20 protein-coding genes are annotated in these 26,377 nt (G+C 67.2%); 13 read left to right on the top strand and 7 right to left on the bottom strand.

Features of this window, described 5'->3' with window-relative positions:
- Window positions 1–254 precede the first annotated feature (254 nt).
- The gene (locus AC5P8J_RS10675; RefSeq protein WP_019661881.1) at window positions 255–1,223 is read right to left on the bottom strand and encodes a LysR family transcriptional regulator; all 969 of its coding nucleotides are present in this window, start codon (window positions 1,221–1,223) and stop codon (window positions 255–257) included.
- A gap of 110 nt (window positions 1,224–1,333) precedes the next feature.
- On the opposite strand from AC5P8J_RS10675, the gene aceB reads away from it, so the two are divergent.
- The 4 genes from aceB to AC5P8J_RS10655 all read left to right on the top strand — a co-directional run bounded on the left by aceB (window position 1,334) and on the right by AC5P8J_RS10655 (window position 8,290).
- The gene (aceB, locus tag AC5P8J_RS10670) at window positions 1,334–2,956 is read left to right on the top strand and encodes a malate synthase A (RefSeq protein WP_021203746.1); all 1,623 of its coding nucleotides are present in this window, start codon (window positions 1,334–1,336) and stop codon (window positions 2,954–2,956) included.
- A 64-nt stretch (window positions 2,957–3,020) separates the two neighbouring features.
- Complete coding sequence (gene aceA, locus AC5P8J_RS10665; RefSeq protein WP_019661879.1) at window positions 3,021–4,322, top strand: isocitrate lyase; 1,302 nt, start codon at window positions 3,021–3,023, stop codon at window positions 4,320–4,322.
- 421 nt (window positions 4,323–4,743) lie between these two features.
- The gene (locus AC5P8J_RS10660; protein ID WP_019661878.1) at window positions 4,744–5,784 is read left to right on the top strand and encodes a GGDEF domain-containing protein; all 1,041 of its coding nucleotides are present in this window, start codon (window positions 4,744–4,746) and stop codon (window positions 5,782–5,784) included.
- Window positions 5,785–5,797: 13 nt separating this feature from the next.
- Window positions 5,798–8,290: a putative peptide modification system cyclase gene (locus tag AC5P8J_RS10655; protein ID WP_495216779.1), complete on the top strand. Its 2,493-nt coding sequence runs from the start codon at window positions 5,798–5,800 to the stop codon at window positions 8,288–8,290.
- Window positions 8,291–8,297: 7 nt separating this feature from the next.
- On the opposite strand, the gene AC5P8J_RS10650 is transcribed toward AC5P8J_RS10655, so the two are convergent.
- Entirely contained in the window at window positions 8,298–8,594 is a 297-nt protein-coding gene (locus tag AC5P8J_RS10650) for an NHLP-related RiPP peptide (RefSeq protein WP_134735265.1), read from the bottom strand.
- Window positions 8,595–8,732: 138 nt separating this feature from the next.
- Here AC5P8J_RS10650 and AC5P8J_RS10645 point away from each other — a divergent pair, with 138 nt between their 5' ends.
- On the top strand, window positions 8,733–9,899 hold the full coding sequence (locus AC5P8J_RS10645) for a putative peptide maturation dehydrogenase (RefSeq protein ID WP_495216778.1): 1,167 nt from the start codon (window positions 8,733–8,735) through the stop codon (window positions 9,897–9,899).
- Window positions 9,900–9,918: 19 nt separating this feature from the next.
- Here AC5P8J_RS10645 and AC5P8J_RS10640 read toward each other — a convergent pair whose 3' ends face one another.
- The 3 genes from AC5P8J_RS10640 to AC5P8J_RS10630 are packed head-to-tail and all read right to left on the bottom strand — an operon-like array spanning window position 9,919 to window position 14,727.
- Window positions 9,919–11,934 carry an acetyl/propionyl/methylcrotonyl-CoA carboxylase subunit alpha gene (locus AC5P8J_RS10640; RefSeq protein ID WP_425605142.1) on the bottom strand — a complete coding sequence of 672 codons (2,016 nt, stop codon included), beginning with the start codon at window positions 11,932–11,934 and terminating at the stop codon, window positions 9,919–9,921.
- 8 nt (window positions 11,935–11,942) lie between these two features.
- Complete coding sequence (locus AC5P8J_RS10635) at window positions 11,943–13,553, bottom strand: carboxyl transferase domain-containing protein (protein WP_021203750.1); 1,611 nt, start codon at window positions 13,551–13,553, stop codon at window positions 11,943–11,945.
- 10 nt (window positions 13,554–13,563) lie between these two features.
- Complete coding sequence (locus AC5P8J_RS10630) at window positions 13,564–14,727, bottom strand: isovaleryl-CoA dehydrogenase (protein ID WP_014035590.1); 1,164 nt, start codon at window positions 14,725–14,727, stop codon at window positions 13,564–13,566.
- Window positions 14,728–14,888: 161 nt separating this feature from the next.
- Here AC5P8J_RS10630 and AC5P8J_RS10625 point away from each other — a divergent pair, with 161 nt between their 5' ends.
- The 3 genes from AC5P8J_RS10625 (at window position 14,889) to AC5P8J_RS10615 (ending at window position 17,899) form a co-directional block, all read left to right on the top strand.
- Window positions 14,889–15,506, top strand: a complete 618-nt coding sequence (locus tag AC5P8J_RS10625; protein WP_021203751.1) for a TetR/AcrR family transcriptional regulator — start codon at window positions 14,889–14,891, stop codon at window positions 15,504–15,506.
- Window positions 15,507–15,724: 218 nt separating this feature from the next.
- On the top strand, window positions 15,725–16,243 hold the full coding sequence (locus tag AC5P8J_RS10620) for a c-type cytochrome (RefSeq protein WP_005407662.1): 519 nt from the start codon (window positions 15,725–15,727) through the stop codon (window positions 16,241–16,243).
- A 210-nt stretch (window positions 16,244–16,453) separates the two neighbouring features.
- Window positions 16,454–17,899 (top strand): ExeM/NucH family extracellular endonuclease, encoded by a 1,446-nt coding sequence (locus AC5P8J_RS10615; protein ID WP_111101761.1) that lies wholly within the window; start codon window positions 16,454–16,456, stop codon window positions 17,897–17,899.
- A 301-nt stretch (window positions 17,900–18,200) separates the two neighbouring features.
- On the opposite strand, the gene AC5P8J_RS10610 is transcribed toward AC5P8J_RS10615, so the two are convergent.
- On the bottom strand, window positions 18,201–19,058 hold the full coding sequence (locus AC5P8J_RS10610) for an EamA family transporter (RefSeq protein WP_227854212.1): 858 nt from the start codon (window positions 19,056–19,058) through the stop codon (window positions 18,201–18,203).
- A 43-nt stretch (window positions 19,059–19,101) separates the two neighbouring features.
- Between AC5P8J_RS10610 and AC5P8J_RS10605 the strand changes: the two genes are divergently transcribed.
- From AC5P8J_RS10605 to AC5P8J_RS10590, 4 genes are all read left to right on the top strand, one after another.
- Window positions 19,102–19,773, top strand: a complete 672-nt coding sequence (locus AC5P8J_RS10605; RefSeq protein ID WP_019661868.1) for an alpha/beta hydrolase — start codon at window positions 19,102–19,104, stop codon at window positions 19,771–19,773.
- A complete protein-coding gene (zapE, locus tag AC5P8J_RS10600) occupies window positions 19,770–20,870 on the top strand; it encodes a cell division protein ZapE (RefSeq protein ID WP_111097704.1) in 1,101 nt (366 codons plus the stop codon). The genes AC5P8J_RS10605 and zapE overlap by 4 nt, the downstream gene beginning before the upstream one ends.
- Window positions 20,871–21,510: 640 nt before the next feature.
- Window positions 21,511–23,913, top strand: a complete 2,403-nt coding sequence (locus AC5P8J_RS10595) for a ribonucleoside-diphosphate reductase subunit alpha (protein WP_019661866.1) — start codon at window positions 21,511–21,513, stop codon at window positions 23,911–23,913.
- Window positions 23,914–24,060: 147 nt separating this feature from the next.
- Window positions 24,061–25,080, top strand: coding sequence for a ribonucleotide-diphosphate reductase subunit beta (locus tag AC5P8J_RS10590; RefSeq protein WP_005420683.1), 1,020 nt, complete (start codon window positions 24,061–24,063; stop codon window positions 25,078–25,080).
- Window positions 25,081–25,214: 134 nt separating this feature from the next.
- Here AC5P8J_RS10590 and AC5P8J_RS10585 read toward each other — a convergent pair whose 3' ends face one another.
- Window positions 25,215–25,850: a LysE family translocator gene (locus AC5P8J_RS10585; RefSeq protein ID WP_021203755.1), complete on the bottom strand. Its 636-nt coding sequence runs from the start codon at window positions 25,848–25,850 to the stop codon at window positions 25,215–25,217.
- 90 nt (window positions 25,851–25,940) lie between these two features.
- On the opposite strand from AC5P8J_RS10585, the gene AC5P8J_RS10580 reads away from it, so the two are divergent.
- On the top strand, window positions 25,941–26,342 hold the full coding sequence (locus AC5P8J_RS10580) for an acyl-CoA thioesterase (RefSeq protein ID WP_021203756.1): 402 nt from the start codon (window positions 25,941–25,943) through the stop codon (window positions 26,340–26,342).
- Window positions 26,343–26,377 lie beyond the last annotated feature (35 nt).

Raw genomic sequence — 26,377 nt, 5'->3', positions numbered from 1 at the left:
TGGGATCCGATCCCGTGCCGACCAACGGTCGGCACCCACCAACAGCAGCTGGCACCAACAGCAGCGACCAACTGTCGAAGGCGGGGTGGGTCCGGTTGCGGGGGTGTGAGCGGCATGGATGCCGCGACCAAGCCCCCATGGACGGGTTTACAGCGTCCCCCGCAACCGGACCCACCCCGCCATCCCACGGATAGCCGGCTTTTGCTGTTGCTTCGGCTTCGGCGGGTGCAGGGCGCAGCCCTGCCGAACACCCCTCACCGCTCCGAATGCCCGCTCTGGTCGTAATCGCGCGGACTGAACAACTCCGGCTGGATCAGCTCGATGAACGCCCGCGCCTGCGCCGACAGTGCCTTGCCGCGGCGCACGATCACCCCGTAACTGCGCTCGGGGAACCAGCGCTTCATCGACCGCGCCGCCAGCCGCTCGCGGTCGGCTTCGTGCAGGCACAGCGCCGGCACGATGGAAATGCCCATGCCCATCGCCACGTACTGCTTGATCACTTCCCATCCACCCACTTCCAGCGCCACGGTGTAGGCAATGCGGTGGCGCTGGAATACCTGGTCGACCAGGCGGTAGGTGATCTGCCGCTTCGGCGGCAGTACCAGCGGATAGCGCGCGATGTCGGCCAGCTCCAGCTCGCCGCCGCTGGCCAGCGGATGGTCGTGCGGCGCGATCAGCACCTGTTCGAAGCGGTAGGCCGGGGCGTAGGTCAGGTCGGCCGGTACATCGGTCATCGAACCGATGGCCAGGTCGGCGGCATCCTCGCGCAGCAGGTCGGTGCCGTCAGCGCTGATCGCGTTGTGCAGGGTCAGGCGCACATCCGGATGGTGCAGGCGGAAGCGTTCGACGATCTTCGGCAGCAGGTACAGGATGGTCGAGCTGTTGGCGGCGATGTTCAGCTCGCCCGCGTCCAGGCCGCGTACCTTGTCGCGGAAGCGCGCCTCCAGCCCGTCCAGGCTCTCCACCAGCGGCTGCGCCATCTCGTACAGCAGTTGGCCCTCGCGGCTGGGCACCAGGCGCCGCCCGCTGCGTTCGAACAATGGCACCCCCAGCTCCCGTTCCAAGGCCTGCAACTGCAGGCTGATCGCCGGCTGGCTGACGAAAAGTGCCTCAGCCGCCCGTGAGACCGAACCCAGGCGCACCGTCTGGCAGAACGCACGCAACGGCTTCAGCCGGTCGGATTTGTAGGAAAAACGCGGACTTGGCGGGGTGCGTGTGCTCATCGTGTCACGAGTATTAGCACAACTTATGTAGAACATTGCAAAAACTGTTTTGCCAAATACTCAGGCCCGGCGGCACCGTGGAGCCGTTCCCCCACCGCTGGAGTCGCCTCATGTCCGCCGTCGCTTCCGCTGTTCCCACCCCCGCCGCGAAGGCTACCCCCGGCATCGCCCTGGCGACCCGCGTGGCCGGCCAGGACACCCTGCTGCCGGCGCCGCTGCTGGCCCTGCTGGTGTCGCTGCACCGTGCGGTGGAACCGGGCCGGCAGGCGAGGCTGCAGGCCCGCCGTGAACGCCAGGCATTCTTCGACCAGGGCGGCCTGCCAGACTTCCGCGAGGACACCGCCGCCATCCGCAGCGGCGACTGGCGCGTGGCCCCGCTGCCGGCCGCGTTGCAGGACCGCCGCGTCGAGATTACCGGCCCGACCGACCCGAAGATGGTCATCAACGCGCTGAACTCCGGCGCCAAGGTGTTCATGGCCGACTTCGAGGATTCGACCTCGCCGACCTGGCGCAACCTGCTGGCCGGCCAGCAGTCGCTGGCGGCGGCGGTGCGCGGCGATCTGGAATACACCGCCCCCAATGGCAAGCACTACACGCTGCGCCCGTACGACGAGCAGGCGGTGCTGATCGTGCGCCCGCGGGGCTGGCACCTGGATGAAAAGCACGTGCGCATCGACGGCCAGTTCCTTGCCGGTGGCCTGTTCGACGCAGCGGTGTTCGCCTTCCACAACGCCCGCACCCTGCAGGCGAAGGATCGTGGCCCGTACTTTTACCTGCCCAAGCTGCAGAGCATGGAAGAGGCGGCGCTGTGGGAGACCGCGCTCTCGCATATCGAGGGCATGCTCGGCCTGCCGCACGGCCAGATCAAGGTGACCGTGCTGATCGAAACGCTGCCGGCGGTGTTCGAGATGGACGAGATCCTGCACGCGCTGCGTGATCGCATCGTCGGCCTGAACTGCGGGCGCTGGGACTACATCTTCTCGTACCTGAAGACCTTCCGCCGCCACGCCGACCGCGTGCTGCCCGAGCGCGGCCAGGTGACCATGACCCAGCCGTTCCTGAAGGCCTATTCGGAACTGCTGATCCAGACCTGCCACCGCCGCGGTGCGCATGCGATGGGTGGCATGGCCGCGCAGATCCCGATCAACAACGATGCCGCCGCCAACGAACAGGCGATGGCCCGGGTGCGCGCCGACAAGCTGCGCGAAGTCACCGCCGGCCATGACGGCACCTGGGTTGCGCACCCGGCGCTGATTCCGGTGGCGATGGCGATCTTCGACGAACACATGCCCGGTGCGAACCAGCACAGCGTGCTGCGCCAGGATGTGCGCGTCGGCCGCGACGAACTGATCGCACGGCCGCCGGGCACCGTCACCCGCGCCGGCTTCGAGGGCAACGTGGAAGTCTGCGTGCGCTATCTGGCGGCGTGGCTGGATGGCAACGGCTGCGTGCCGATCCATCACCTGATGGAGGACGCGGCCACCGCCGAGATCAGCCGCAGCCAGCTGTGGCAGTGGCTGCATACGCCGGGCCAGCAGCTGGACGATGGCACTGCGATCGATCTGGCGCTGCTGGATTCCACCCTCTCGCAGCTGCCGGCACGGCTGGGCGATACCGCCGTACTGCCCGGTGGTGCGCGCATCGGCGAGGCCATCGCCCTGCTCGGCGAACTGAGCCGCAGTGACGAACTGACCGATTTCCTGACCCTGCCGGCCTACGCGCGCATCGATTGACCGACTGCCGGCCCTCCTGCCGTTTCCCTCCCCGCTGCACGCACGAACCGAACTGGAGAAAGACATGAGCAAGCTGCCCACTGCCGAACAGATCCAGCACGACTGGGACACCAACCCGCGCTGGGAAGGCATCCAGCGCAACTACAGCGCCGCCGACGTGGTGCGCCTGCGCGGCACCGTCCACATCGAGCACTCGCTGGCCCGCCTGGGTGCGGAGAAGCTGTGGGCGTCGCTGCATGAGCGCGAGTTCGTCAACGCGCTGGGTGCATTGACCGGCAACCAGGCCATGCAGCAGGTCAAGGCGGGCCTGAAGGCGATCTACCTGTCCGGTTGGCAGGTGGCGGCCGACGCCAACCTGGCTGGGCAGATGTATCCGGACCAGTCGCTGTACCCGGCCGATTCGGTGCCGGCGGTGGTCAAGCGCATCAACAACACCCTGCTGCGTGCCGATCAGCTGCATCATGCCGAAGGCAAGGACGACATCGACTTCCTGCAGCCGATCGTGGCCGATGCCGAGGCCGGTTTTGGCGGCGTGCTCAACGCCTTCGAACTGATGAAGGCGATGATCGAGGCCGGTGCGGCCGGCGTGCACTTCGAAGACCAGCTGGCCTCGGTGAAGAAGTGCGGGCACATGGGCGGCAAGGTGCTGGTGCCGACCCGCGAGGCCATCGAGAAGCTCAACGCCGCGCGCCTGGCTGCCGACGTGCTGGGCGTGCCGACCCTGCTGGTGGCGCGCACCGATGCCGAAGCGGCTGATCTGTTGACCAGCGACATCGACGGCAACGACAAGCCGTTCACCACCGGCGAGCGCACCGTGGAAGGCTTCTACAAGACCCGCAATGGCCTGGACCAGGCGATCAGCCGCGGCCTGGCCTACGCGCCCTATGCCGATCTGGTGTGGTGCGAGACCGGCAAGCCGGACCTGGAGTTCGCCCGCAAGTTCGCCGAGGCGATCCACGCGAAGTTCCCGGGCAAGCTGCTGGCCTATAACTGCTCGCCCAGCTTCAACTGGAAGAAGAACCTGGACGACGCCACCATTGCCAAGTTCCAGCGCGAACTGGGTAGCTACGGCTACAAGTTCCAGTTCATCACCCTGGCCGGTTTCCACGCGCTGAACTACGGCATGTTCAACCTGGCCCACGGCTATGCACGCCGCCAGATGAGCGCCTTCGTGGAGCTGCAGGAAGCCGAGTTCGAAGCGGCCGAGCGCGGTTTCACGGCGGTCAAGCACCAGCGTGAAGTCGGTACCGGCTACTTCGATGCGGTGACCCAGGCGATCCAGCAGGGGCAGTCGTCGACCACCGCGCTGACCGGCTCCACCGAGGAAGAGCAGTTCCATGGCGGGCGCAGCGAACGCGCGGCGTGATGCGGTAGTGCCGGCCGCTGGCCGGCAACCACGTGATCCTTCGGGCACCACAGGGAAGCCGGCCAGCGGCCGGCTCTACCGAAGCCTCGAAATCTGATCAGGGTGGCCAGGGAAGGGCCAGACAACGCCGGCCGGTCGGGGGACCTGCCGGCGTTGTTGTATCGGTGCAAAGGCGCGGCGGCCGGCAGGCAGCGTCAATCAGGCGCACCCCCTTGGCCGCAACTTGGCCGAAATCCTGTGAAACCCGGCATCGGATTGATCCAGCAGGGGTTTTGCCCGGACATGGGTGACCAGAACGGGCCACCACCGATCTTCACATCACACAAGAGCGCCCTGAGGCTCAAAATGAGATAGGGCGCACACTTTAAAGCGGTGCTATGCTCCGCGGCTCACCAGGGGACGCTGGCGGCGGGTGCAGGGAATGACCGGCAGGGGTGCGGCCGAGAACAGTGATATGACGACAGGTATCGCCCGGGTGGCGATGGCCGAGATCGTGCATGCGCTGTTGTCGGATGCCGAGGTGGCATTGTTTGCCAGATTCGCCCGCCCATGCAAGCTTCATGCCGGACAGTGGCTGTTCCAGCGGGGCCACCGCGGCGAGCGCATGTATGTGATCCTCGACGGCCAGATCGAACTGGACTTCGGCGAGGACCTGGTGATCAAGACACTCGGGCAGTATGAGTTCTTCGGCGAACTGGGCCTGCTGGTTGGCGACCACCTGCGCAGCGCCAGCGCGCGCGCGCTGGTCGATTGCGATGTCCTGGAGCTGGGGCCGGCCGATTTCCACCGCTTGGTCGAATCCGATCCCGGGCTGGTGGCGTACTTCCTGCGTCGCACGATCATGCGCGTGCTGACCAACGAACAGGCCCTGATCAGCCAGCTGCGGCGCCGCAACCACGATCTGGAAACCGCGCTGGACAACCTGTACATCACCACTCATCAGCTGACCCATACCCGCGAGCTGGTGCGCACCGATGAACTGACCGGGCTGCACAACCGCCGTGGCCTCACGTTGTACCTGCAGGAGTGCCGCGAGCGTGCCGAGGGGCTGCCGCAGGCGTTGCTGCTGATTGATTGTGACCGCTTCAAGCAGATCAACGACCGCCACGGCCACCAGGCCGGCGACCGCGTGCTGCAGAGCATGGGCAACATCCTGCGCTCGATGGCCGGCGAGCATGACCTGGCCTGCCGCCTTGGCGGTGATGAGTTCTGCCTCATCCTGCGCCGCGGCAACCACGAGATCGTGCAGCACGCGGCCGAGTTCATCCTCAGCGCGGTGCATGGCCTGCTCGAACGCAGCCCCGGTACGCCGCATGTCAGCCTGGTCAGCATCGGTGCGTGCCTGCTGGCGCCGGAGGCAGGCTGGAGCGAGTGGTACGCGCGCGCGGATCGCGCGCTGTACCAGGCCAAGCGCGATGGCGGCAACTGCCTGCGCTGGGCGAATGATCCGGACGGCCAATAGGGAGAGGCAGGCGATGGACGGCGACAACGGAACGTCAGCCCCGCATAGCCCACAGCTACGCGCCCTGCTGTTCACCGATCTGTGTGATTCGCTGCAACTGGTCGAGCGGATCGGCGATGTGGCGGCCGCCAGCCTGTTCCAGGAACACGACCGCCTGGTGCTGGTCCTGCAGCAGCGCTGGAACGGCCAGCTGATCGATCGCTCCGACGGCCTGTTCATGCTGTTCGAGCGGGCCATCGATGCTTTGGGCTTCGCCTTGGACTACCAGCGCAAACTGCACGCGCTGGGCCAGCAGCGGGCGATCGAACTGCGCGCGCGTGCAGGCCTGCATGTGGGTGACGTGCTGACCTGGGAGAACAGTGCCGAGGCGGTCCGTGCCGGCGCCAAGTCGATGGAAGTGGAAGGCCTGGCCAAGCCGATGGCAGCGCGCCTGATGACGCTGGCCCGCCCTGGCCAGATCCTGTTGTCGGCGGTGGCCGAATCGCTGACCCGTCGCGCCACCGGTGCGCTAGGGGAACGGGGTGCGCGCCTGCTGTGGAAGTCGCACGGCCGTTGGCGCTTCAAGGGAATGCCGGTGGTGCAGGAAGTGATCGAAGTGGGTGAGATCGGTTCAGCGCCGTTGCGCATGCCACGCGCCACTGCCAAGGCACGCCGTGACCTGCCGCTGTGGCGGCAGCCGCTGGTGCTGGCCGCCGAGGGCCTGGTGCTGACGGTGGCCGTGCTGGGCGGCTGGTTGCTGCTGCGGTCGGAACCGGCGATCGCGTTCGCCGAGCGGGACTGGGTGGTGCTTGGCGATGTCGACAACCTCACCGGCGACCCGATTTTCGACGACTCGATGCGGCACGCGATCCGGATCGCGCTGGAGCAGTCGCGCTACGTGAACGTGCTGTCGGAGGGCAAGATCCGCGAAAGCCTGGAAATGGCGCGGCTCTCGGGCGATACCCGGCTCAGCCGCGATACCGCGGCCAACGTGGCGGTGCGGGAGGGCGCGCGCGCCGTGCTGCTGCCGACGGTGCGGCAGAAGATCGGTGGCTACGAGCTGGCCATTGATGTCGCCGCACCCGGCACCGGCCAGGTGATCCAGACGTTCACCGCCACCACGGATCGATCCGACCAGATGGTATTCGCGGTGGACGACGTGGTCGGGCGCCTGCGTCGCGGACTGGGCGAATCGGTGGCGAGCCTGGAACAGTCGTTGCCGCTGCCGCGGGCATCGACCCAGGACCTTCGCGCACTGCGAGCGTTCGCGCTGGCCGAGAATGCACTGGGCCAGCGTCGCTTCGAGGAGGCGCGCAACCTCTATCAGGCTGCAATCGATATTGATCCCGGTTTCGCCCTGGCCTACATGGGCGTGGCCAAACTGCATGCGCGCGTCGATGAAGGGCGGCGCGCACGCGAAGCCATGCAGCACGCGCTGGACCTGCAGGATCGGTTGCCGCCACGCGAGCGCCTGTACCTGAAGGCCTGGATGGCCGAACTGGAGCCTGGTGGCTGGGCGCTGGAGCACTGGCGCACGCTGGCCAAGGTCTACCCGGATTCGTTCGCCGGGCTGTCCAACACGTCCTGGTACCTGCTGCAGGCCAACCAGTTCAGCGAGGCCGAACCCTACGCGCGTGCGGCTGCGGTGCCGCAGGATCCGCTGCGCCTGTATCCGCTGATCCACCTGGTGCGGATACAGATCGCCGCCAACCAACCGCAGCTTGCGGCCGAGACACTGGCCCAGGCACAGGTCCTGCGCGGTCGTGATGATGCCGATGAGACCGGCGTGGACGTACTGGTCGCGCAGGGCAAGTACGCCAAGGCCGCCCAACTGCTGCCGCAGATCCGTGCCAACGATGCCCTGCAGCAGCGCATGAAGCTGCGTGCGCAGCTGCTGCTGGCGGCCACGCAGCGCGATTGCGCGGCCATGCAGCAGGCGGTACGCGACGACGCGTCGGCACCGGCGCTGGTCGACTTCCAGGTGCAGCAGCGGCTGCAGCACGCCAGCGTGGCAGCTCTGTGCCCGAGCGCGGACCGCGCCGAGTTGCAGGCCATCGCTGCGTTGCTGCATCCGTTGCTGGAGCAGCGCGATGATCCCATGCTGCACGCCCGCGGCCTGCAATGGCTGGCTCTGGTCCATCTGGCCCAGCGACAGGGCCAGTTCGAGCTGGCCAAACGCTGGCTGGACGAGCAGCGGCCGCTGCTGCGCAGCCTGCGCAGTCCGGTCGCCGATCGCTGGCTGCGCATTGTCAGCGCCGTGGATGAACTGCAGATGCAGCGGCCCGAAGCTGCCCGCGCCCTGATCGAGCCAATGCTCGATGGCAGCGAGCCGGTGCAGGCACACGTCGTGCTGCTGCTCGCGCTGCGCGCACAGGGCAATGAAGCTGCCGTACGCCGCGAGCAGGCCTGGCTGTCCCAGCATCGCGGCCAGGCCATTGCCGAGGTCACCGCCATGCAGGTCTGGCAACCACTGAATGTGCACGACGTGTCCACGTGGGCATCGCCGGCCGCGGCCGGCGCGCCCTGATGACGGGTCAGCCGTCGATGCGCTCGCCGACCTTGCCCGCTTCGAAGCAGAACACCACGGTCATCGCCGCCACCGACCCGGACAGGTGGGCCTGCAGGCTGTCACGCACCTGGCTCAGCTCCTCGACCGAAGCCAGGGTGCCGATCTTCATGCAGTCGCTTTCGCCGACCGCACCGTCCAGCCCGATCGAGGCCAGGGCCTTGGCCGGCGAGGTGGTGAAGTGGCTGCGGAAGTCATCGTTGCCGATCAGGTGGTCCAGCAGGGTGCTGGCGTCTGCGGCGGAAAGGCGGGGATGGGTGCTCATGGGGATCGTCCGTAGGCTGAAGTTCTCGTATCGGCCGCGACAGCCTGCCATTGAGGGCCGCGCTGCGTACGTCGCTAAAGTTGGCCGCGCTGCGGTCGTTGCTGCTATGCCGGTTGTGCGGCAGAAGGAAGGAATCCCATGCGCCTGCGCCGCTGCGCCAGCCTGATGTTCGAGCCCCGCGAGGCGATCACCCTCGACCTGCGCGCGATGCTGGCCGGCCACGCCGAGATGGACAGCCAGATCAGCTGGGTGGCCCTGGCCGCGCATCTGGACCAGCCACTGCCGGTGGACGCCGAGGAGCGCCAGCTGCTCGGCGAGCTCAGTGCGCACCGCTGGTGCGAACCGCCCGCCGATGCCTGCCCGGCCATGCTGGCCCGCCTGGTCGAGCAGGGCCTGCTGTTGACCGACCCACCGAGCGAGGTGGGGCACCAGCTGCGCGACGAGGCTTTGCGGCGCAGCCAGTGGTGGCCGCTGGCGGCGCTGGCCCATCGTCATGCGCGCTGGCAGGCCGTGGACAGCGTGGAGGACATGCGTCGGCAAGGGTTGGACACTGCTGCCGGCCTGCGCCAGCGCCTCGGGCCGCCACCGCCGGTGGTGCAGCCGATGCAGGGCGATTACCAGCCGCTGCCGCGCAGCGAAGAGGCGCCGTTCGACACACTGCTGGCGCGCCGCAGCACCTGCCGCAATTTCGATACCCAGCGCGCGCTGCCGCTGCCGTTGCTGGCCCAGGTGCTGCAGCGCACGCTGATGGCCCACGCGGTGCAGAAGGTCGAGCGCGATACCGAGTTCCTGAAGAAGAACGTGCCTTCCGGTGGCGGCCTGCATCCCACCGAAGGCTTCCTGCTGGTGCAGAACGTGGAAGGACTGGCACCGGGCCTGTACCACTACCACCCGGTGCAGCACGCCGTGCTGCCGCTGCCCTCGCCACCGCCGCAGGCACTGCCGGCGCTGGCGCGGCGGATGCTGTCCGGGCAGGCGTGGTTCGCCGATGCGCCGGCGCTGCTGGTGCTGGCGCCGCGCTATGACCGCTGCTTCTGGAAGTACCGCAACCACGCCAAGGCGCATCGTGCGGTGACGCTGGATGTCGGTCACATCTCGCAGCTGCTGTACCTGTGTGCGACCGAGCGCGGGCTGGCGGCGTTCGTGACGGCGGCCATCAACGATGCCGATGTTGATCGTGCCTTCGGTTTCGACGGCATCGGGCAGAGCGCGATGGCCATCTGCGGCCTGGGCTGGCGCAGTGCCACGCTGGACACGGCCGAATTCGATCCTGCTGGCCGGGTGGTGGTGGGCGACGACCGCTGAGCGGTCGCCGCCGCGGCGTTCACGCCGCCTCGAAGTCCACCAGTACTGCACCGTCACCCACCTGGTCGCCGGCCTTGGCGCGGTAACCCTTCACCGTGCCGTCCGCCGGTGCCTGCAGCGTGTGCTCCATCTTCATCGCTTCCAGCACCACCAGCGGCGTACCGCGCTTGACCTCGGTACCGGCGGCGACCAGCGTCGCAACGATCTTGCCCGGCATCGGCGCCAGCAGGCTGCCGGCGTCGGCCACGGCGTGGTCCGATTCACCCACCGGATCGTGCAGGGTGAAACGGTGCTGGCCGTCGGCGCCGAACAGGTACAGCTGGTCACCGTCGCGCAGCAGCTGCAACGACCAGCGGCGCTCGCCCAGGTGCACCGTCAGGCCCTGCATATTGGCCGTGCCGATCACCTGCACCGGCGCCGCATCGTCGCACTGCACGCGCCAGCCATCGGCCTGCGCCCACACCTTCAGCGTGTGCCGGCGCTCTCCCTGCTGCAGCGGCAATACGCGCGGCGCGGACGCGCCAAGGCGCCAGCCGTCCTGCGCCTGCCACGGCGAATGCGGGTCGCGCGCATCGCTGCCGGCACCGGCAGTGCTTGCAACAGCGGCCACGGCGGCCAGCTGCCACAGGGCATCATCCGTATCGCCCGCTGCACTCAATGCCGCCTGTTCGCGTTCGATCAGCGCGGTATCCAGCTTGGCGTGCGCGAACGAATCGGTGTTCACCAGGCGGCGCAGGAAACCGGCATTGGTGGTCACGCCCACCACCTGACAGTCGGCCAGTGCCTGGCTCATGCGGCGCAGTGCAGCGTCGCGGTCCACGTCCCAGACGATCAGCTTGGCGATCATCGGATCGTAGTACGGGGTGATGCTGTCGCCTTCCTCGACGCCGGTATCCACGCGCACATGGGCCGACGGCGCCGGCAGGCGCAGGCGGCGCAGGGTGCCGGTGGACGGCAGGAAGCCTCGATCGGCATCCTCGGCATACAGCCGCGCTTCGATCGCGTGGCCGTGGATGGCCAGCTGCTCCTGGCGCAGCGGCAGCGGCAAGCCCGAGGCCACGCGCAGCTGCCATTCCACCAGGTCGGTGCCGGTGATGTATTCGGTCACCGGGTGCTCGACCTGAAGGCGGGTGTTCATTTCCATGAAGTAGAAATCGCCGTCCGGGCCGGCGATGAACTCCACCGTGCCGGCACCGACGTAGCCCACCGCGCGCGCGGCATCGACCGCCGCCTGGCCCATCGCGGTGCGGCGCTCGGCGCTCATGCCCGGGGCCGGCGCTTCTTCCAGCACCTTCTGGTGGCGGCGCTGCACCGAGCAGTCGCGTTCGAACAGGTAGACCGCATCACCGTGGCTGTCGCCGAACACCTGGATCTCGATATGGCGCGGGCGCTCGACATACTTCTCGACCAGCACGTGGTCATTGCCGAACGCCGAGGCCGCCTCGCGCTGGCAGCTGGCCAGCGCATCGACGAAGTCCTCGCTGCGCTCGACCTTGCGCATGCCCTTGCCACCGCCACCGGCGCTGGCCTTGATCAGCACCGGGTAACCGATGGCGTCGGCCTGTTCGCGCAGGAAGGACGGTTCCTGCTGGTCGCCGTGGTAGCCCGGAGTCAGCGGCACGCCGGCTTTCGCCATCAATGCCTTGGCCGCGCTCTTGTCGCCCATCGCGCGGATGGCGCTGGCCGGCGGCCCGATGAAGGTGATGCCGGCGGCGGCGCAGGCATCGGCGAAGTCGGCATTCTCTGACAGGAAGCCGTAACCGGGGTGGATCGCCTGCGCGCCGGTCAGGCGTGCGGCGTCGAGCAGGGCATCGCCGCGCAGGTAACTTTCACGTGCAGCGGCCGGACCGATGTGGATGGCTTCGTCGGCCAGGCGCACGTGGCGCGCGTTGCGGTCGGCATCGGAATATACCGCCACGGTGGCGATGCCGAGGCGGCGGCAGGTGGCGATGACGCGGCAGGCGATTTCGCCGCGATTGGCGATCAGGACTTTGGTGAACATGGCAACGGGCTTCATGGGAGCGTGCTCGGTCATGGCACGGGTTACATGCGGAACACGCCGAAGCGCGTCTGCTGCGGGGCGGCGTTGAGGCTGGCCGACAGCGCCAGGGCCAGTACCCGGCGGGTGTCGGCCGGATCGATCACGCCGTCGTCCCACAGGCGCGCGCTGGCGTAGTACGGGTGGCCCTGCTGCTCGAACTGCTCGCGGATCGGTGCCTTGAACGCGTCTTCCTCCGCCGCCGGCCACTGGCCGCCCTTGGCCTCGATGCCATCGCGCTTGACCGTGGCCAGCACGCTGGCGGCCTGCTCGCCGCCCATCACGCCGATGCGCGCGTTCGGCCACATCCACAGGAAGTTGGGCGAGTACGCACGGCCGCACATGCCGTAGTTGCCGGCACCGAACGAGCCGCCGATGACCACGGTGAACTTGGGAACCTTGGCGCAGGCCACCGCCAATACCAGCTTGGCGCCGTCCTTGGCGATGCCGCCCTGTTCGTACTTGCGGCCGACCATGAAGCCAGTGATGTTCTGCAGGAACACCAGCGGGATGTTGCGCTGGGTGCACAGCTCGATGAAGTGCGCGCCCTTCAGTGCCGACTCGGAGAACAGGATGCCGTTGTTGGCGATGATGCCGATCGGGTAGCCGTTCAGATGCGCGAAGCCGGTAACCAGTGTTGCGCCATAGCGCGGCTTGAACTCGTCAAAGCGCGAGCCATCGACCAGGCGTGCGATCACTTCGCGCACGTCGTAGGGCTTGCGCGTATCGGCGGGAATCACCCCATACAGTTCATGCGCCGGCAGCAGTGGTTCCTCGGAAGGCTGTACCGCCATCGCCGGTTCCGGCTTGCGCCAGTTCAGCTGGGCGATGATTGCGCGCACCCGTGCCAGCGCCTGCAGATCGTTGTCGGCCATGTGGTCGGCCACGCCGGAGATGCGCGTGTGCACGTCGGCACCGCCCAGTTCCTCGGCCGTCACCACTTCACCGGTGGCCGCCTTCACCAGCGGCGGGCCGCCGAGGAAGATCGTGCCCTGCTCGCGCACGATCACCGTCTCGTCGCTCATCGCCGGCACATACGCACCACCGGCGGTGCAGCTGCCCATCACGCAGGCGATCTGCGGAATGCCCTGCGCCGACAGGTTGGCCTGGTTGTAGAAGATCCGGCCGAAATGATCGCGGTCGGGGAAGACTTCGTCCTGCAGTGGCAGGAACGCGCCACCGGAATCGACCAGGTAGATGCACGGCAGGTGGTTCTGTTCGGCGATCTCCTGCGCGCGCAGGTGCTTCTTCACCGTCATCGGGTAGTAGGTGCCGCCCTTGACCGTGGCATCGTTGGCCACGATCACGCATTCCACGCCGCTCACGCGGCCGATGCCGGCCACTACGCCAGCGGCCGGCACGGCGTCTTCGTACATGCCGTGAGCGGCCAGCGGCGCGATTTCCAGGAAGGCGCTGCCGGGGTCGAGCAGGGCGTCGATGCGGTCACGCACCAGCAGCTTGCCGCGCGCGGTGTGCTTGGCGCGTGCGGCTTCGCTGCCACCCAGCGCGGTGCGCGCGAGGGTGGCATGCAGGTCGTCGACCACGGCCTGCATCGCCGCGCGGTTGCTTTCAAACGTTTCGCTGCCCGGTTGCAGCTGGCTGTTCAGGACGGTCATCGCGTTGGCCTTACAGGGTGCGCTGGAACAGTTCGCGGCCGATCAGCATGCGGCGGATCTCCGAAGTGCCGGCGCCGATTTCATACAGCTTGGCGTCGCGCCACAAGCGGCCGGTCGGGTATTCGTTGATGTAGCCGTTGCCGCCGAGGATCTGGATCGCCTGGCCGGTCAGCCAGGTGGCCTTCTCGGCGGCGTACAGGATGGCACCGGCGGCGTCCTGGCGGGTGGTGCGGCCCTGGTCGCAGGCGCGCGCCACGGCATAGACATACGCACGGCAGGCACCCAGGCCCACGTACATGTCGGCGATCTTGGCCTGGATCAGCTGGAAGCTGCCGATCGGCTCGCCGAACTGGTGGCGCTCGTGCACGTACGGCATCACCACGTCCATGGCCGCGGCCATCAGGCCCAGCGGGCCACCGGACAGCACCACGCGTTCGTAGTCCAGGCCGGACATCAGCACGCGCACGCCACCGCCAACCTGGCCCAGCACGTTCTCTTCGGGAATCTCGCAGTCCTGGAACACCAGCTCGCAGGTGGGCGAAGAACGCATGCCCAGCTTGTCCAGCTTCTGCGCGGTGGAAAAGCCCTTCATGCCCTTCTCGACCAGGAACGCGGTGATGCCCTTGGCGCCGGCCTCCATGTCGGTCTTGGCATAGACCACCAGCACGTCAGCATCCGGGCCGTTGGTGATCCACATCTTGTTGCCGTTGAGCACGTAGCGGTCGCCGCGCTTGTCGGCGCGCAGCTTCATCGACACCACGTCCGAACCGGCCCCCGGCTCGCTCATCGCCAGCGCACCGACCAGGCTGCCATTGCAGAGGCCGGGCAGGAAGCGCTGCTTCTGTTCTTCGTTGCCGTTCTTGCGCAGCTGGTTCACGCACAGGTTGGAGTGCGCGCCATAGGACAGGCCGATGCCACCGGAAGCGCGCGAGATTTCTTCCATCGCCACCACGTGGGCCAGGTAGCCCATGCCGGTACCACCGTATGCTTCTTCCACGGTGAGGCCGAGCAGGCCCTGTTCGCCCAGCTTCGGCCACAGAGCCAGCGGGAACTGGTTGCTGGCATCGGCCTCGGCGGCCAGCGGCGCGACCTCGGCGGCGGCAAAATGGGCCACGCTCTGGCGCAGCAGGTCGATGTCTTCGCCAAGGTCGAAGTTCAGGGATGGCACGTGCATTGTGGTGGCTCCACGACGGGATGGCAGGAAATGGACGCACCCGGCGGGGGAGCGGGCGGCGGTCTGCAGGACCGCTGCCCGCACGGGCGATTGGACCCCAGCGTAGCGGGGTTCGGATAAGAAGTGAATACAAATTCAAAAATTGAAACCAGAATCAAAACATGGCCTACAAACGCTCTGCACTGATGGAAGAACGCCTGGCCGGGGCCCGTGAACGGATCCTGCTGGCCACCCGTGAACTGGTCGCCACTGGCGGCTGGCGCAATGCCCCGGTGACCGCCGTGGCGACCCTGGCGGGGGTGTCCACCGGCCTGATCTACCGGCACTTCCCGTCCAAGGCCGAGTTGTTCGTGGAGGTGCTCAACGCCGCGGTGGCCCACGAGGTGGCGATCATGGAGCGCATCGCCAGTGGCCCGGAGGCGGCCAGCGAGCGCCTGCGGCTGGCGATCACCGCCTTCGTACGCCGTGCCCTGGCTGGGCCGGGGCTGGCGCACGCCTTCATCGTCGAACCGGTCGACCCGGACGTGGAAGCCGAGCGCATGCGCGGTCGTCGCGCCTTCGGCGACGTGTTCCTGCGGCTGGTGGAGGAGGGCGTGGCGGCCGGTGAGCTGCCTGCGCAGGACGCGCATGTGGCCGCTGCGTGCCTGGTCGGCGCCTTCACCGAGGCGATGGTCGGCCCGACCGCGCCAAGCCGCGAAGCACACCGCGACGAAGATGCACTGGTGAACGCAATCTGCAGCTTCTGCCTGCGCGCGATCGGTGCCCCGGCAATTCGGTAGCGCCGGGCCATGCCCGGCGGCTGTTGCCATCCTCGACCGTTGTTGCCGCGCTTCGCGCTCGCCGGGCACGGCCCGGCGCTACCCGCATGCGGCCACGGCCGCATGCTGCGCCGCACCAGCATGACGCCTGTTGTCGCACGCATAGCGCGTTCTATACTCGGCCCATCACGCAGTCGCTCAGCCGTGGTCCAACGACTATCAGCCAGGGGTAACGAAGAGTGCGGAATTACGATCTGGAGTTCCTGAAACGCTTCTCCATGGTGATCGCGCTGCTGGCGACCATCACCCTCGGCCTCATCCTCCTTGCCGCCTACATCCACACCCGGATTCCACCCGAAGTATCGCCGACCGCGGCCAAGCGCACCGAACAGCGCATTTCGCCCACCGGCGCGGTCTATGCCGGCAGCACCGGCGCCGCCGCGCAGGCTGCGGCCAAGGCCGCCGCGCTGGCCAAGGCTGCTTCGCAGGTGGCTTACGGCGGCACCAAGGATGGCAAGGTGATCTTCGACAACCTGTGCACCGCCTGCCATACCACCGGCGTGGGCATGGCACCGACGCTGGACCACTCGCATTGGGACAAGCGCATCGCGCAGGGCAAGGACACCCTCTACAAGCACGCCATCGAGGGCTATACCGGCCCGGATGGCGGCATCATGCCGCCCAAGGGTGGCAACCCGGCCCTGACCGAAGAACAGATCCACGCCACCGTGGACTGGATGCTGGGCAACCTGAAATAGCCGCCGCAACGCGCCGCTTCCTGTAGAGCCGAGCCCACGCTCGGCTGCTCTGCGCACGGTGTGGCCAGGCGCAGCCGAGCGTGGGCTCGGCTCTACCACCTACTAAGCTTTGCCCACCGAGGCCTGATTGCCCCTGTGCCCCCGCCGCGCAGGCGGATCTCCGCATTTCAGGGTTAGTCTGTGCGCCCTCTTCACTGGAATCGCCCGTCGATGCGCCGCCGTTCCCTTGCTCTTGCCCTGTCCCTGCTGCTGCCGGCCAGCGCCTTTGCCCAGGCCCAGCCGCAGGCCGCATCAGCTACGACGCCCGCTGTCGCGCGCAGCAGCGCCACCGTGGTGCTGACCGCCGCACCGGCCGACTGGCGCGCGCTGGATGGCCAGCGCGTGCGCATCGCCGCACCGCTGACCCTGGCCGGTACCGATGGCCTGGAGCGCTTCGGCCAGCTCACCGTGGCCTTCGACGGCCGCCTCTGGCAGCCGACCGAAGTGGCTGCGCCGGGCACCGCCGGCTACGAGCAGGTGATGGCCGACAACCAGCGTCGCCGGCTGGTACTGGAAAATGGCAGTGACGCCCGCGACCCCGCAAGCGTGCCCTACCTGCCGGGCAACCCGGTGCTGCGCACCGGCATGCAGCTGCGCAACGTGGAGGGCATCGTGCGCGTGGATGCGCAGGGCCATCCGCGCCTGCAGGTCGAGGGAGCGCTGAAGCTGCCGGAGCTGAAGCGCCCGGCGGTGCCGACCGTGCCGGGCAGCCTGCATGTGGCGGCCTTCAACCTGGAGAACTTCTTCAATGGTGACGGCCAGGGCGGTGGCTTCCCGACCCTGCGCGGCGCGCGCACCCTGGACGAGCACAAGTCGCAGGTGGCCAAGCTGGTCACCACGGTCAACGCCTTGGGCGCCGATGTCGCCGCGCTGATGGAACTGGAGAACGATGGCTATGGTCCGCAGTCGGCCATCGCCGAACTGGTCGATGCGCTCAACCGCGACCGTGGCGCGCAGGGCGACTGGCGCTTCGTCGATGCCGGCAACGGCCCCGGCGACAATCCGATCCGGGTTGGCATCATCTACCGCAGCAGCCGCCTGCAGCCGCTGGGCAAGCCGGCCACGCTGACCGGTGGTCCGTTCGTCGAACACAGCCGCGTGCCGCTGGCGCAGGCCTTCCAGGGCAAGCAGGGCGCGCCGTTCGTGGTGGTTGCCAACCACTTCAAGTCGAAGGGCTGCCGCGACGCCGCCGGTGCCGACGCCGACCGCAACGACAACCAGGGCTGCTGGAACGCGACCCGCGTGACCTCGGCGCAGCAGCTGCATGCCTGGCTGCAGACCGACCCGACCGGTACCGGTGCCAGGGACGCGGTGCTGCTGGGCGATTTCAATGCCTACGCGATGGAAGACCCGATCCGCACCCTGCGTGACCTGGGCTGGCAGGACGCATTCAAGGTCGCCAAGGTCGAGCATCCCTACAGCTACGTCTACAACGGCTATACCGGCCGCCTCGACCATGCACTGCTGAGCCCGGGCATGGCCAAGCGCCTGCGCGGTGCCGCCGAATGGCACAGCAATGCCGACGAGCAGGACGCCAGCGGCTACCAGGGCCGCAACGTGCAGGGCCCGTGGCGCAGCTCCGACCACGACCCGCTGCTGCTGGGTTTCGACAGATAGGGTTCGCCGGGGATCTGCTCTGGTAGGGACCTTGATCGGCACGGATGCCGCCTTTGCTTTTGATCTACCAGTCCGCCTTCCAGCGAGCCGAGCATCGCAAGTGGATCAGGGGCGAAGAGGCGCCGATGTCTGAGCGCAGCGAGTTCGGCGCCGTCCCCTGGTTCACCGAGAAGCGCAGGGTACCGGTGCACAGCACCGGCTCGCGGCTGGCGGCGCGTTTCTTTTGGTTACTTTTCTTTTCGCGCGAAAAGAAAAGCGACATCCCACCGCGGGCGCGGAAATGGCCCGCCGCAACCAACGCTCACCCCCAGGCGATCAGTCCGATCGCCAGCACCGCCAGTGCCAGGCCGGCGCGGTTCCACTTCGTGGTGGCCTCGCCGAAGACGAACATGCCTACCAGCGCGCCCAGCACCACCACGCCGATGTTCATGCCGGCGAACACGGTAGCCGGGCTGTCCGGCATCGCCTGGTGCGCCTGCACATAGAAAAGGATGTTGCCGCCATTGAGCAGGCCCAGCAGTGCACCCGCGCCGAGGTTGCGCCAGGCCAGCCGGCTGCAGCCACTGAAATGCCGCCACAGCTGCAACGCAAGCATCAGCACGAAGGCCACGCTGAAGCTGGCCAGCACCGCCGCCATCGACGGTGTGCCCGACAGCGCCACCTGCTTGAGCAGCACGTCCACCACCGCGAACCCGGCCCAGACGCCCAGCAGCCAGCCCCAGGCACCGGGCGAGGACGCTACGGTCGGGCCGCGCGGACGCAGGCTGATGGCCACCATCGCCAGCAGGCCCAGGGCGAGCCCAGCCAGCTTCCACGGCGTGGCGGTCTGGCCGAAGAACAGGAAGGCCGCCGCCAATGACAGCAGCAGTGACAGCCGCTGCGCGACATCGCTGCGGACGATGCCGGCCACCGCCACCGCGCGGCCCAGCACCAGGAAGATCGACGGCAGCACCACCGCCAGCGCCAGCAATGACAGCCACGGCGCATGCGGCGCGCGCAGCGCATCCAGCGGCGGCTGCAGCACCACGGCCGTCAGGGTCGCAGCCACCAGATAGTTCCAGGTGACCATCTGCGCAACATCCAGTTGGCGGCGTCCGGCCACCTTCAACAGCACCGAAACCAGCACGCTGCAGATCACGGCCAAAGACAGGTAGAGCATGGGGCGGGCACAGGGCAGGGGCGGGGGACGGTATCATGGTGCCATGCACAAGCCTTCGTTCCCCGTCGCCCCCGGCGAAACCGCCTGCCTCGAACTGGACGGCCCGGCCGGCCCGCTGGAAGTGGTCGTCGACCTGCCCAAGGCCGATGTACCGGTGCAGCCGATCGTGGCCATCGTCTGCCATCCGCTGTCCACCGAGGGTGGCACCCTGCACAACAAGGTGGTCACCATGACCGCCACCACCCTGCGCGAGCTGGGCATCGCCACGGTGCGCTTCAATTTCCGCAGCGTCGGCGCTTCGGCTGGTACCTTCGACGGCGGCGTGGGCGAGCAGGATGACCTGAAGGCGGTCGCCGCCTGGGTGCGCAGCCAGCGCCCGCACGACCGGCTGTGGCTGGCCGGTTTCAGCTTCGGTTCGTTCGTGTCGCTGAAGGCGGCTGCCGCGCTGCAGCCGGAGGCGCTGATCTCGATCGCGCCACCGGCCGGTCGCTGGGATTTCGACGGTATCGCACCGCCGGCCCGCTGGCTGGTGATCCAGGGCGAGCAGGACGAGATCGTCGACCCGCAGGCCGTCTACCAGTGGCTGGACACGCTGGACTTCCCGCATGAGCTGGTGCGCATGCCCGAGACCAGCCACTTCTTCCACCGCAAGCTGATCGACCTGCGTGGCGCGCTGACCCACGGCGTGAAGCATTGGTTGGGCGCGGCGGCATGAGTGCAACCGAGCTGACCCCGTCGCAGCGGTATGCGGAAGGGGTTGCCCGTGGCGACTGGCAGAACGACCCGGCCCAGCATGCGGCGCTGGCCGAGCTGGACCGCATCCACCTGGGCCTGCTGGACAGTGCCGAGGATGGCTGGCTGGACCGCCTGTCCTCGTTCTGGAAGAAGCCCGAGCCGGTCAAGGGCCTGTACTTCTGGGGCGGTGTCGGCCGCGGCAAGACCTTCCTGGTCGACCTGTTCTACGACGGGCTGCCGATCAAGCAGAAGTACCGCACCCACTTCCACCGCTTCATGCGCAGCGTCCACGAGCGCCTGCGCGAGCACCAGGGCCAGAGCGACCCGCTGGCGAAGATCGCCCAGGAATGGCGCAGCAACCTGCGCGTGCTGGTGCTGGACGAGTTCTTTGTCACCGACATCGGCGATGCGATGCTGCTGGCGCGGCTGCTGGAGCGCCTGTTCGCCGAGGGCGTGACCCTGGTCACCACCTCCAACACCGCAGTGGAGAACCTGTACCTCAACGGCCTGCAGCGCGAGAGCTTCCTGCCGGCCATTGCCCTGCTGCAGCGCTTCTGCGTCGAGCTGTACGCCGAAGGTACCGAGGATTACCGGATGCGCGCGCTGACCCGCTCGCCGGTATACCGCGCACCGCTGGCGGCCGACAGCGATGAGTGGCTGGCCACGCGCTGGAGCGAGCTGAGCGGCGGCCAGCCGGCCAAGCCCGGCAACATCGAGATCGAGGGCCGCAAGATTCCGGTGCGCGGCCGTGGCAAGAGCATCGCCTGGTTCGATTTCGCCGCGCTGTGCGAAGGCCCGCGCGGGCCCTCGGACTACATCGAGATCGCGCACGAGTTCAACACGGTGCTGCTGGGCGGCATTCCCGCCTTCGACCGCCTGAATGAGGATGCCGCGCGCCGCTTCGTCAACCTGATCGACGAGCTGTACGACCGCCACGTCAACCTGGTCTGCACCGCCAGCACCTCGCCGATCGAGCTGTACACCGGCCAGCGCCTGCAGGGCGCCTTCGAGCGTACCGCCTCGCGCCTGATCGAAATGCAGAGCGCCGAGTACCTGGGTACCCCGCACCGGGCGTGAGCGACGCTGCGGGCGTGCATTGCCGGCCGGCGGCCGGCACGACCACCCCGGAATTCCGGTAGTGCCGGCCGCTGGCCGGCAATGATTCGGGGGGGGGGAGGGCGAAACGGCGTTACCTGCGGCCGCTCCTCCGGCCCGGCCGACACATGCGGCCTCGAGTCGCTGCCCGGCGGGTGATCCCCGACGTCCACCGCATTCCCACCGGCTGCCCACCACCTATCCACAGGGTTGTCCCTAGCCAGCTTCATCACTGTCATGTGAAGCTGTCATTGTTCCGTTTCTGCGGTGCGTTGTGCCACCGCAGTGACGCCTTTCGGGCTTGACTGCGCAGCCCGTTCCGGCGGGTCTGAAGCGTCTGATCAGGGCGCCGATGGCACGATCCTTGCGGCGCAAGGGATTGCCGAATTTCACTACATTTGGCGTTGACGGACCCCATTACCCCCACTATCTTGTGGCCGTCGGTCGCAGCAACCCCAGGTCTGGGGGTGGCAGCAGCACCCATCCGCGATCGTCAACGGCAGTGGCAGGCGCAGGGTCTCATCCTCTGCGACGCCGCCCTGCCATCCTGGGCCGTCATGTCCCGGGCTGCGTCACCCCGATGCATCGAGCACCCCCAAATCACGCCAAGAGGACATACGCCGTGAGCACCGAATCCAGCGCCACCATCGAGAAGGAAAGCGAATTCCTGTTGACGTCGCCGCCGACGGCCAACGCGATGAGTGTGACCAAGCGCAACGGGACCACCGAGCTGGTGGACCTGAACAAGATCGTGCGCGCGGTGCAGCGTTCCTCCGAAGGCCTGCACGCCGTCGATCCGATGCGCGTGGCCACCCGCACCATTTCCGGCCTGTACAACGGCGCCACCACCCGCGAGCTGGACGAGCTGTCCATCCGCACCGCCGCCCTGCTGATCGGTGAAGAGCCCGAGTACGGCCGCCTCGCTGCGCGCCTGCTGGCCAACTACATTGCCAAGGAAGTCTCGGGCCAGGAAATCTACGCCTTCTCGCAGTCGGTCAGCCGTGGCCATGAAGTCGGCCTGATCAACGACCGCCTGCTGAACTTCGTGCAGACCAATGCACGCAAGCTCAACGACGCCATCGACATCTCGCTGGACCTGAACTTCGATTACTTCGGCCTGCGTACCCTGTATGACCGTTACCTGCTGCGCCACCCGCACACCCGCAAGGTGATCGAGACCCCGCAGCAGTTCTTCCTGCGCATCGCCAGTGCGCTCAGCGAGGACGTGTCCGAGACCCTGGCGCTGTACAAGCGCATGGGCAACCTGGACTACCTGCCGTCCAGCCCGACCCTGTTCAATTCCGGCACCACCCACGAACAGCTGTCCTCGTGCTTCCTGCTGGATTCGCCGCAGGACTCGCTGGAGTCGATCTACGCCAAGTACGGCGACATCGCCCAGCTGTCGAAGTTCTCCGGCGGCATCGGCGTCAGCTACACCCGCGTGCGTTCGCGTGGTTCGCTCATCAAGTCGACCAACGGCCACTCCAACGGCATCGTGCCGTGGCTGAAGACCATGGATTCGTCCGTGGCCGCGGTGAACCAGGGCGGCAAGCGCAAGGGCGCAGCCTGCGTGTACCTGGAAACCTGGCACGCCGATATCGAGGACTTCCTCGAACTGCGTGACAACACCGGTGACGAAGCCCGCCGTGCGCACAACCTGAACCTGGCCAACTGGGTACCGGACCTGTTCATGAAGCGCGTCGAGGCCGACCAGGAATGGTCGCTGTTCGATCCGCGCGTGGTGCCGGAGTTCACCGACCTGTTCGGCGAAGCCTTCGAGGCCGCCTACCTGCAGGCCGAAGCCCAGGGCAAGGCCAACCGCACCATCCCCGCGCGCAAGCTGTACGCCCGCATGATGCGTACGCTGGCCGAGACCGGCAACGGCTGGATGACCTTCAAGGACAAGTGCAACCGCGCAAGCAACCAGACCCTGCGTCCGGGCAACGTGATCCACCTGTCCAACCTGTGCACGGAAATCCTGGAAGTCACCTCCAACGATGAAACCGCAGTGTGCAACCTGGGTTCGATCAACCTGGGCAACCACTTCGACGAGCACAACGAGTTCGACTTCGAGAAGCTGGCCGAGACCGTGCGCCTGGCCGTGCGCCAGCTCGACCGCGTCATTGACCTGAACTTCTACCCGATCGAAACCGCCCGCCGCGCCAACCTGCGCTGGCGTCCGGTCGGCCTGGGCTGCATGGGCCTGCAGGATGTGTTCTTCCGCAAGCGCCTGCCGTTCGACAGCGCCGAGGCCCGCGCCCTGTCGAAGAAGATTGCCGAAGCGATCTACTTCCACGCGCTGGAAACCTCCTGCGAGCTGGCCCAGGAACGCGGCAAGCACCCGTCGTTCAACGACACCCGTGCCGCCAGTGGCGAACTGCAGTTCGATGCCTGGAACGTGGTGCCGGAAGACACTGCGCGCTGGGATGCCCTGCGTGAGCGCATCAAGGAACACGGCCTGCGCAATTCGCTGATGATCGCGATCGCGCCGACCGCGACCATCGCCTCGATCGCCGGCTGCTACGAGTGCGTCGAGCCGCAGGTGTCCAACCTGTTCAAGCGCGAGACCCTGTCCGGTGACTTCCTGCAGGTCAACCGCTACCTGGTCAACGAGCTGAAGAAGCTGGGCCTGTGGACGCCGGAAATGCGCGATGCCATCAAGCTGGCCGAAGGCTCCATCGCGGGTCTGCCACAGATCCCGGAAACGCTGCGCGAGGTCTATCGCACCGCGTGGGAACTGCCGATGCGTTCGCTGATCGACATGGCCGCCGAACGTGGCGCCTTCATCGACCAGTCGGCCTCGCTCAACCTGTTCATGGAAAGCCCGAACATCGGCGCGATGTCCTCCATGTACATGTACGCCTGGAAGCAGGGCATCAAGACCACCTACTACCTGCGTTCGCGCCCGGCCACCAAGATCGCCAAGACCACGGTGAGCAGCGCGGCCCCGGCCAAGGTGTTCAGCCCGGACGAAGCCATCGCCTGCTCGCTGGAAAACCCGGAAGCCTGCGAGGCCTGCCAATAACACGCCGCGCGGTGGGTGCCGACCGTTGGTCGGCACTCGAGCACCTCGCACCTGTGGAGCCGAGCCACGCTCGGCCACAGCACGGAAACACCCAGGTAGCGCCGGGCCACGCCCGGCGTTTTGACCCGAGAAGACAAGGAAACACCCATGGCCGACAAGCCCAAGCAGATGCTGCTCGATCCCGGTTTTGAACTGACCCTGCGCCCGATGCGCTACCCGCAGTTCTATGACATGTACCGGAACGCGATCAAGAACACCTGGACGGTGGAAGAGATCAACTTCCAGATCGACATCACCGACCTGCACAGCAAGATGTCGCCGGGTGAGCGCCACCTGATCCACCGCCTGGTCGCGTTCTTCGCCACCGGCGACTCGATCGTGTCCAACAACCTGGTGCTGAACCTGTACCAGCACCTCAATGCGCCGGAAGCGCGCATGTACCTGTCGCGCCAGTTGTATGAAGAAGCACTGCACGTGCAGTTCTACCTGACCCTGCTGGACAACTACCTGCCGGACCCGGAAGAGCGCGCCAAGGCGTTCTCGGCGGTGGAGAACATCGACTCGATCAAGAAGAAAGCCGATTTCTGCTTCAAGTGGATCGACTCGATCCAGGACCTGACCCGCATCGAGACCCGCGAGCAGCGCCGCCAGTTCCTGCTCAACCAGATCTGCTTTGCCGCCTGCATCGAAGGCCTGTTCTTCTTCGCTGCGTTCGCCTACGTGTACTACTTCCGTTCGCGCGGCCTGCTGCCAGGCCTGGCCTCGGGCACCAACTGGGTGTTCCGCGACGAAAGCGCGCACATGGAGTTCGCCTTCGAGTCGGTGCGCGTGGTGCGTGAGGAAGAGCCGGACCTGTTCGACGATGAAATGAAGCAGCAGGTCTACGACATGCTGGCCGAAGCCATCGAATGCGAAGTGCAGTTCGCCGAGGACGTGCTGTCCGGTGGCGTGGCTGGCATTTCCACCCGCGACATGCGCCAGTACCTGCAGCACTGCGCCGACCAGCACTTTGCCAAGCTGGGCATGGAAAAGAAGTACAACGTGCGCAACCCGCTGCCGTTCATGGAACTGCAGGACGTGCAGGAACTGACCAACTTCTTCGAACGCCGCGTCTCGGCCTACCAGGTCGGCGTGCAGGGCGAAGTCGCCTTCGACATGAACTTCTGATCGAACCGGTCAGGCCTGTCGCAACGAAAGACCCCGGCCAATGCCGGGGTTTTTTGTTGCGCGCCCGCTTTTGTAGAGTCGAACCATGCTCGACTGCTGTTCGCAAGAAAGTCGAGCATGGCTCGACTCTACAATCAGCGCCGCCCTTCCATCGCCATGCGCACCGCCAACCCGGCCAGCACCGTGCCCATCAGCCAGCGCTGCACCCTCTGCCAGGTGGGGCGCGCGGCCAGAAAGCCGGCGATGCTGCCGGCGGTCAGCGCGATCAGGCCGTTCACGCTGACGCTGACCAGGATCTGGGTGGAGCCCAGCACGATCGACTGCATCAGCACGCTGCCTTCGCTGTCCGGATGCAGGAACTGCGGCAGCAGCGACAGGTACATCACCGCGATTTTCGGGTTCAGCAGGTTGGTCAGGAAGCCCATCGTGAACAGCTTGCGCGGGCTGTCCTGCGGCAAGTCGCGCACCGCGAACGGCGAACGGCCGCCGGGCCTCAGCGCCTGCCACGCCAGGTACAGCAGGTACAGCGCGCCGCCGATGCGCAGCGCCTCATAGGCGAACGGCACGGCCATCAGCAGGGCGGTGATGCCCAGCGCCGCGCACAGCATGTAGAACACGAAGCCCAGCGCCACCCCGGCCAGCGAGATCAGCCCGGCGAGCGGCCCTTGGCAGATCGAGCGCGAGATGACGTAGATCATGTTCGGCCCGGGCGTGAGCACCATGGCCAGGGAAACCAGCGCGAAGGCCAGCAGGTCGGAAGTGGCGGGCATGGGCGGTCCTGGCAGTGGGCGTGGCGCAGTGTAGCGCCGCCTGCACGGGGCCTGGCTTAAAATTGACGGACCCCACACCGAAGCACCCCCATGACCCCGATCCCCGAGACCGTGCCGCCCACTGAAGTGCGCATGGCCGAAATCGTCTTCCCCAACCACACCAACCACCTGGGCACCCTGTTCGGTGGCCAGGCATTGGCGTGGATGGACAAGGCCGCCTTCCTGGCCGCCGCCCGCTATTCGCGCCGCACCGTGGTGACCGCGCGCAGCGACCAGGTCGACTTCAAGCTGCCGATCCGCATCGGCCAGATGGTGGAAACCATCGGCCGCATCGTCGAAGTCGGGCGCAGCTCGATGAAGGTCGAGGTCGAACTGGTCGCCGAGGACCTGCACAGCGGTGAGCGCAAGCTGTGTACCCGCGGCCACTTCGTGATGATCGCGCTGGACGAGGACGGCCACCCGATCGCGGTGCCGCCGCTGCCGGCCGCCTGAGCCGGCGCTTGCACGGGCGCTGCGGCGCCCCCATC

It is taken from the genome of Stenotrophomonas sp. YJH_SMC_37, assembly GCF_059370035.1.
This window is presented reverse-complemented; position numbering and strand designations above follow the sequence as displayed.

Coding starts and splice junctions, on each gene's coding strand:
- AC5P8J_RS10635 (WP_021203750.1), bottom strand. CDS start 13,553: ATGACCGTCCTGAACAGCCAGCTGCAACCGGGCAGCGAAACGTTTGAA.
- zapE (WP_111097704.1), top strand. CDS start 19,770: ATGAGTGCAACCGAGCTGACCCCGTCGCAGCGGTATGCGGAAGGGGTT.
- AC5P8J_RS10660 (WP_019661878.1), top strand. CDS start 4,744: ATGACCGGCAGGGGTGCGGCCGAGAACAGTGATATGACGACAGGTATC.
- AC5P8J_RS10585 (WP_021203755.1), bottom strand. CDS start 25,850: ATGCCCGCCACTTCCGACCTGCTGGCCTTCGCGCTGGTTTCCCTGGCC.
- AC5P8J_RS10610 (WP_227854212.1), bottom strand. CDS start 19,058: ATGCTCTACCTGTCTTTGGCCGTGATCTGCAGCGTGCTGGTTTCGGTG.
- AC5P8J_RS10655 (WP_495216779.1), top strand. CDS start 5,798: ATGGACGGCGACAACGGAACGTCAGCCCCGCATAGCCCACAGCTACGC.
- AC5P8J_RS10590 (WP_005420683.1), top strand. CDS start 24,061: ATGGCCGACAAGCCCAAGCAGATGCTGCTCGATCCCGGTTTTGAACTG.
- AC5P8J_RS10605 (WP_019661868.1), top strand. CDS start 19,102: ATGCACAAGCCTTCGTTCCCCGTCGCCCCCGGCGAAACCGCCTGCCTC.
- AC5P8J_RS10630 (WP_014035590.1), bottom strand. CDS start 14,727: ATGCACGTGCCATCCCTGAACTTCGACCTTGGCGAAGACATCGACCTG.
- AC5P8J_RS10640 (WP_425605142.1), bottom strand. CDS start 11,934: ATGACCGAGCACGCTCCCATGAAGCCCGTTGCCATGTTCACCAAAGTC.
- AC5P8J_RS10580 (WP_021203756.1), top strand. CDS start 25,941: ATGACCCCGATCCCCGAGACCGTGCCGCCCACTGAAGTGCGCATGGCC.
- AC5P8J_RS10615 (WP_111101761.1), top strand. CDS start 16,454: ATGCGCCGCCGTTCCCTTGCTCTTGCCCTGTCCCTGCTGCTGCCGGCC.
- aceA (WP_019661879.1), top strand. CDS start 3,021: ATGAGCAAGCTGCCCACTGCCGAACAGATCCAGCACGACTGGGACACC.
- AC5P8J_RS10650 (WP_134735265.1), bottom strand. CDS start 8,594: ATGAGCACCCATCCCCGCCTTTCCGCCGCAGACGCCAGCACCCTGCTG.
- AC5P8J_RS10645 (WP_495216778.1), top strand. CDS start 8,733: ATGCGCCTGCGCCGCTGCGCCAGCCTGATGTTCGAGCCCCGCGAGGCG.
- AC5P8J_RS10625 (WP_021203751.1), top strand. CDS start 14,889: ATGGCCTACAAACGCTCTGCACTGATGGAAGAACGCCTGGCCGGGGCC.
- AC5P8J_RS10675 (WP_019661881.1), bottom strand. CDS start 1,223: ATGAGCACACGCACCCCGCCAAGTCCGCGTTTTTCCTACAAATCCGAC.
- aceB (WP_021203746.1), top strand. CDS start 1,334: ATGTCCGCCGTCGCTTCCGCTGTTCCCACCCCCGCCGCGAAGGCTACC.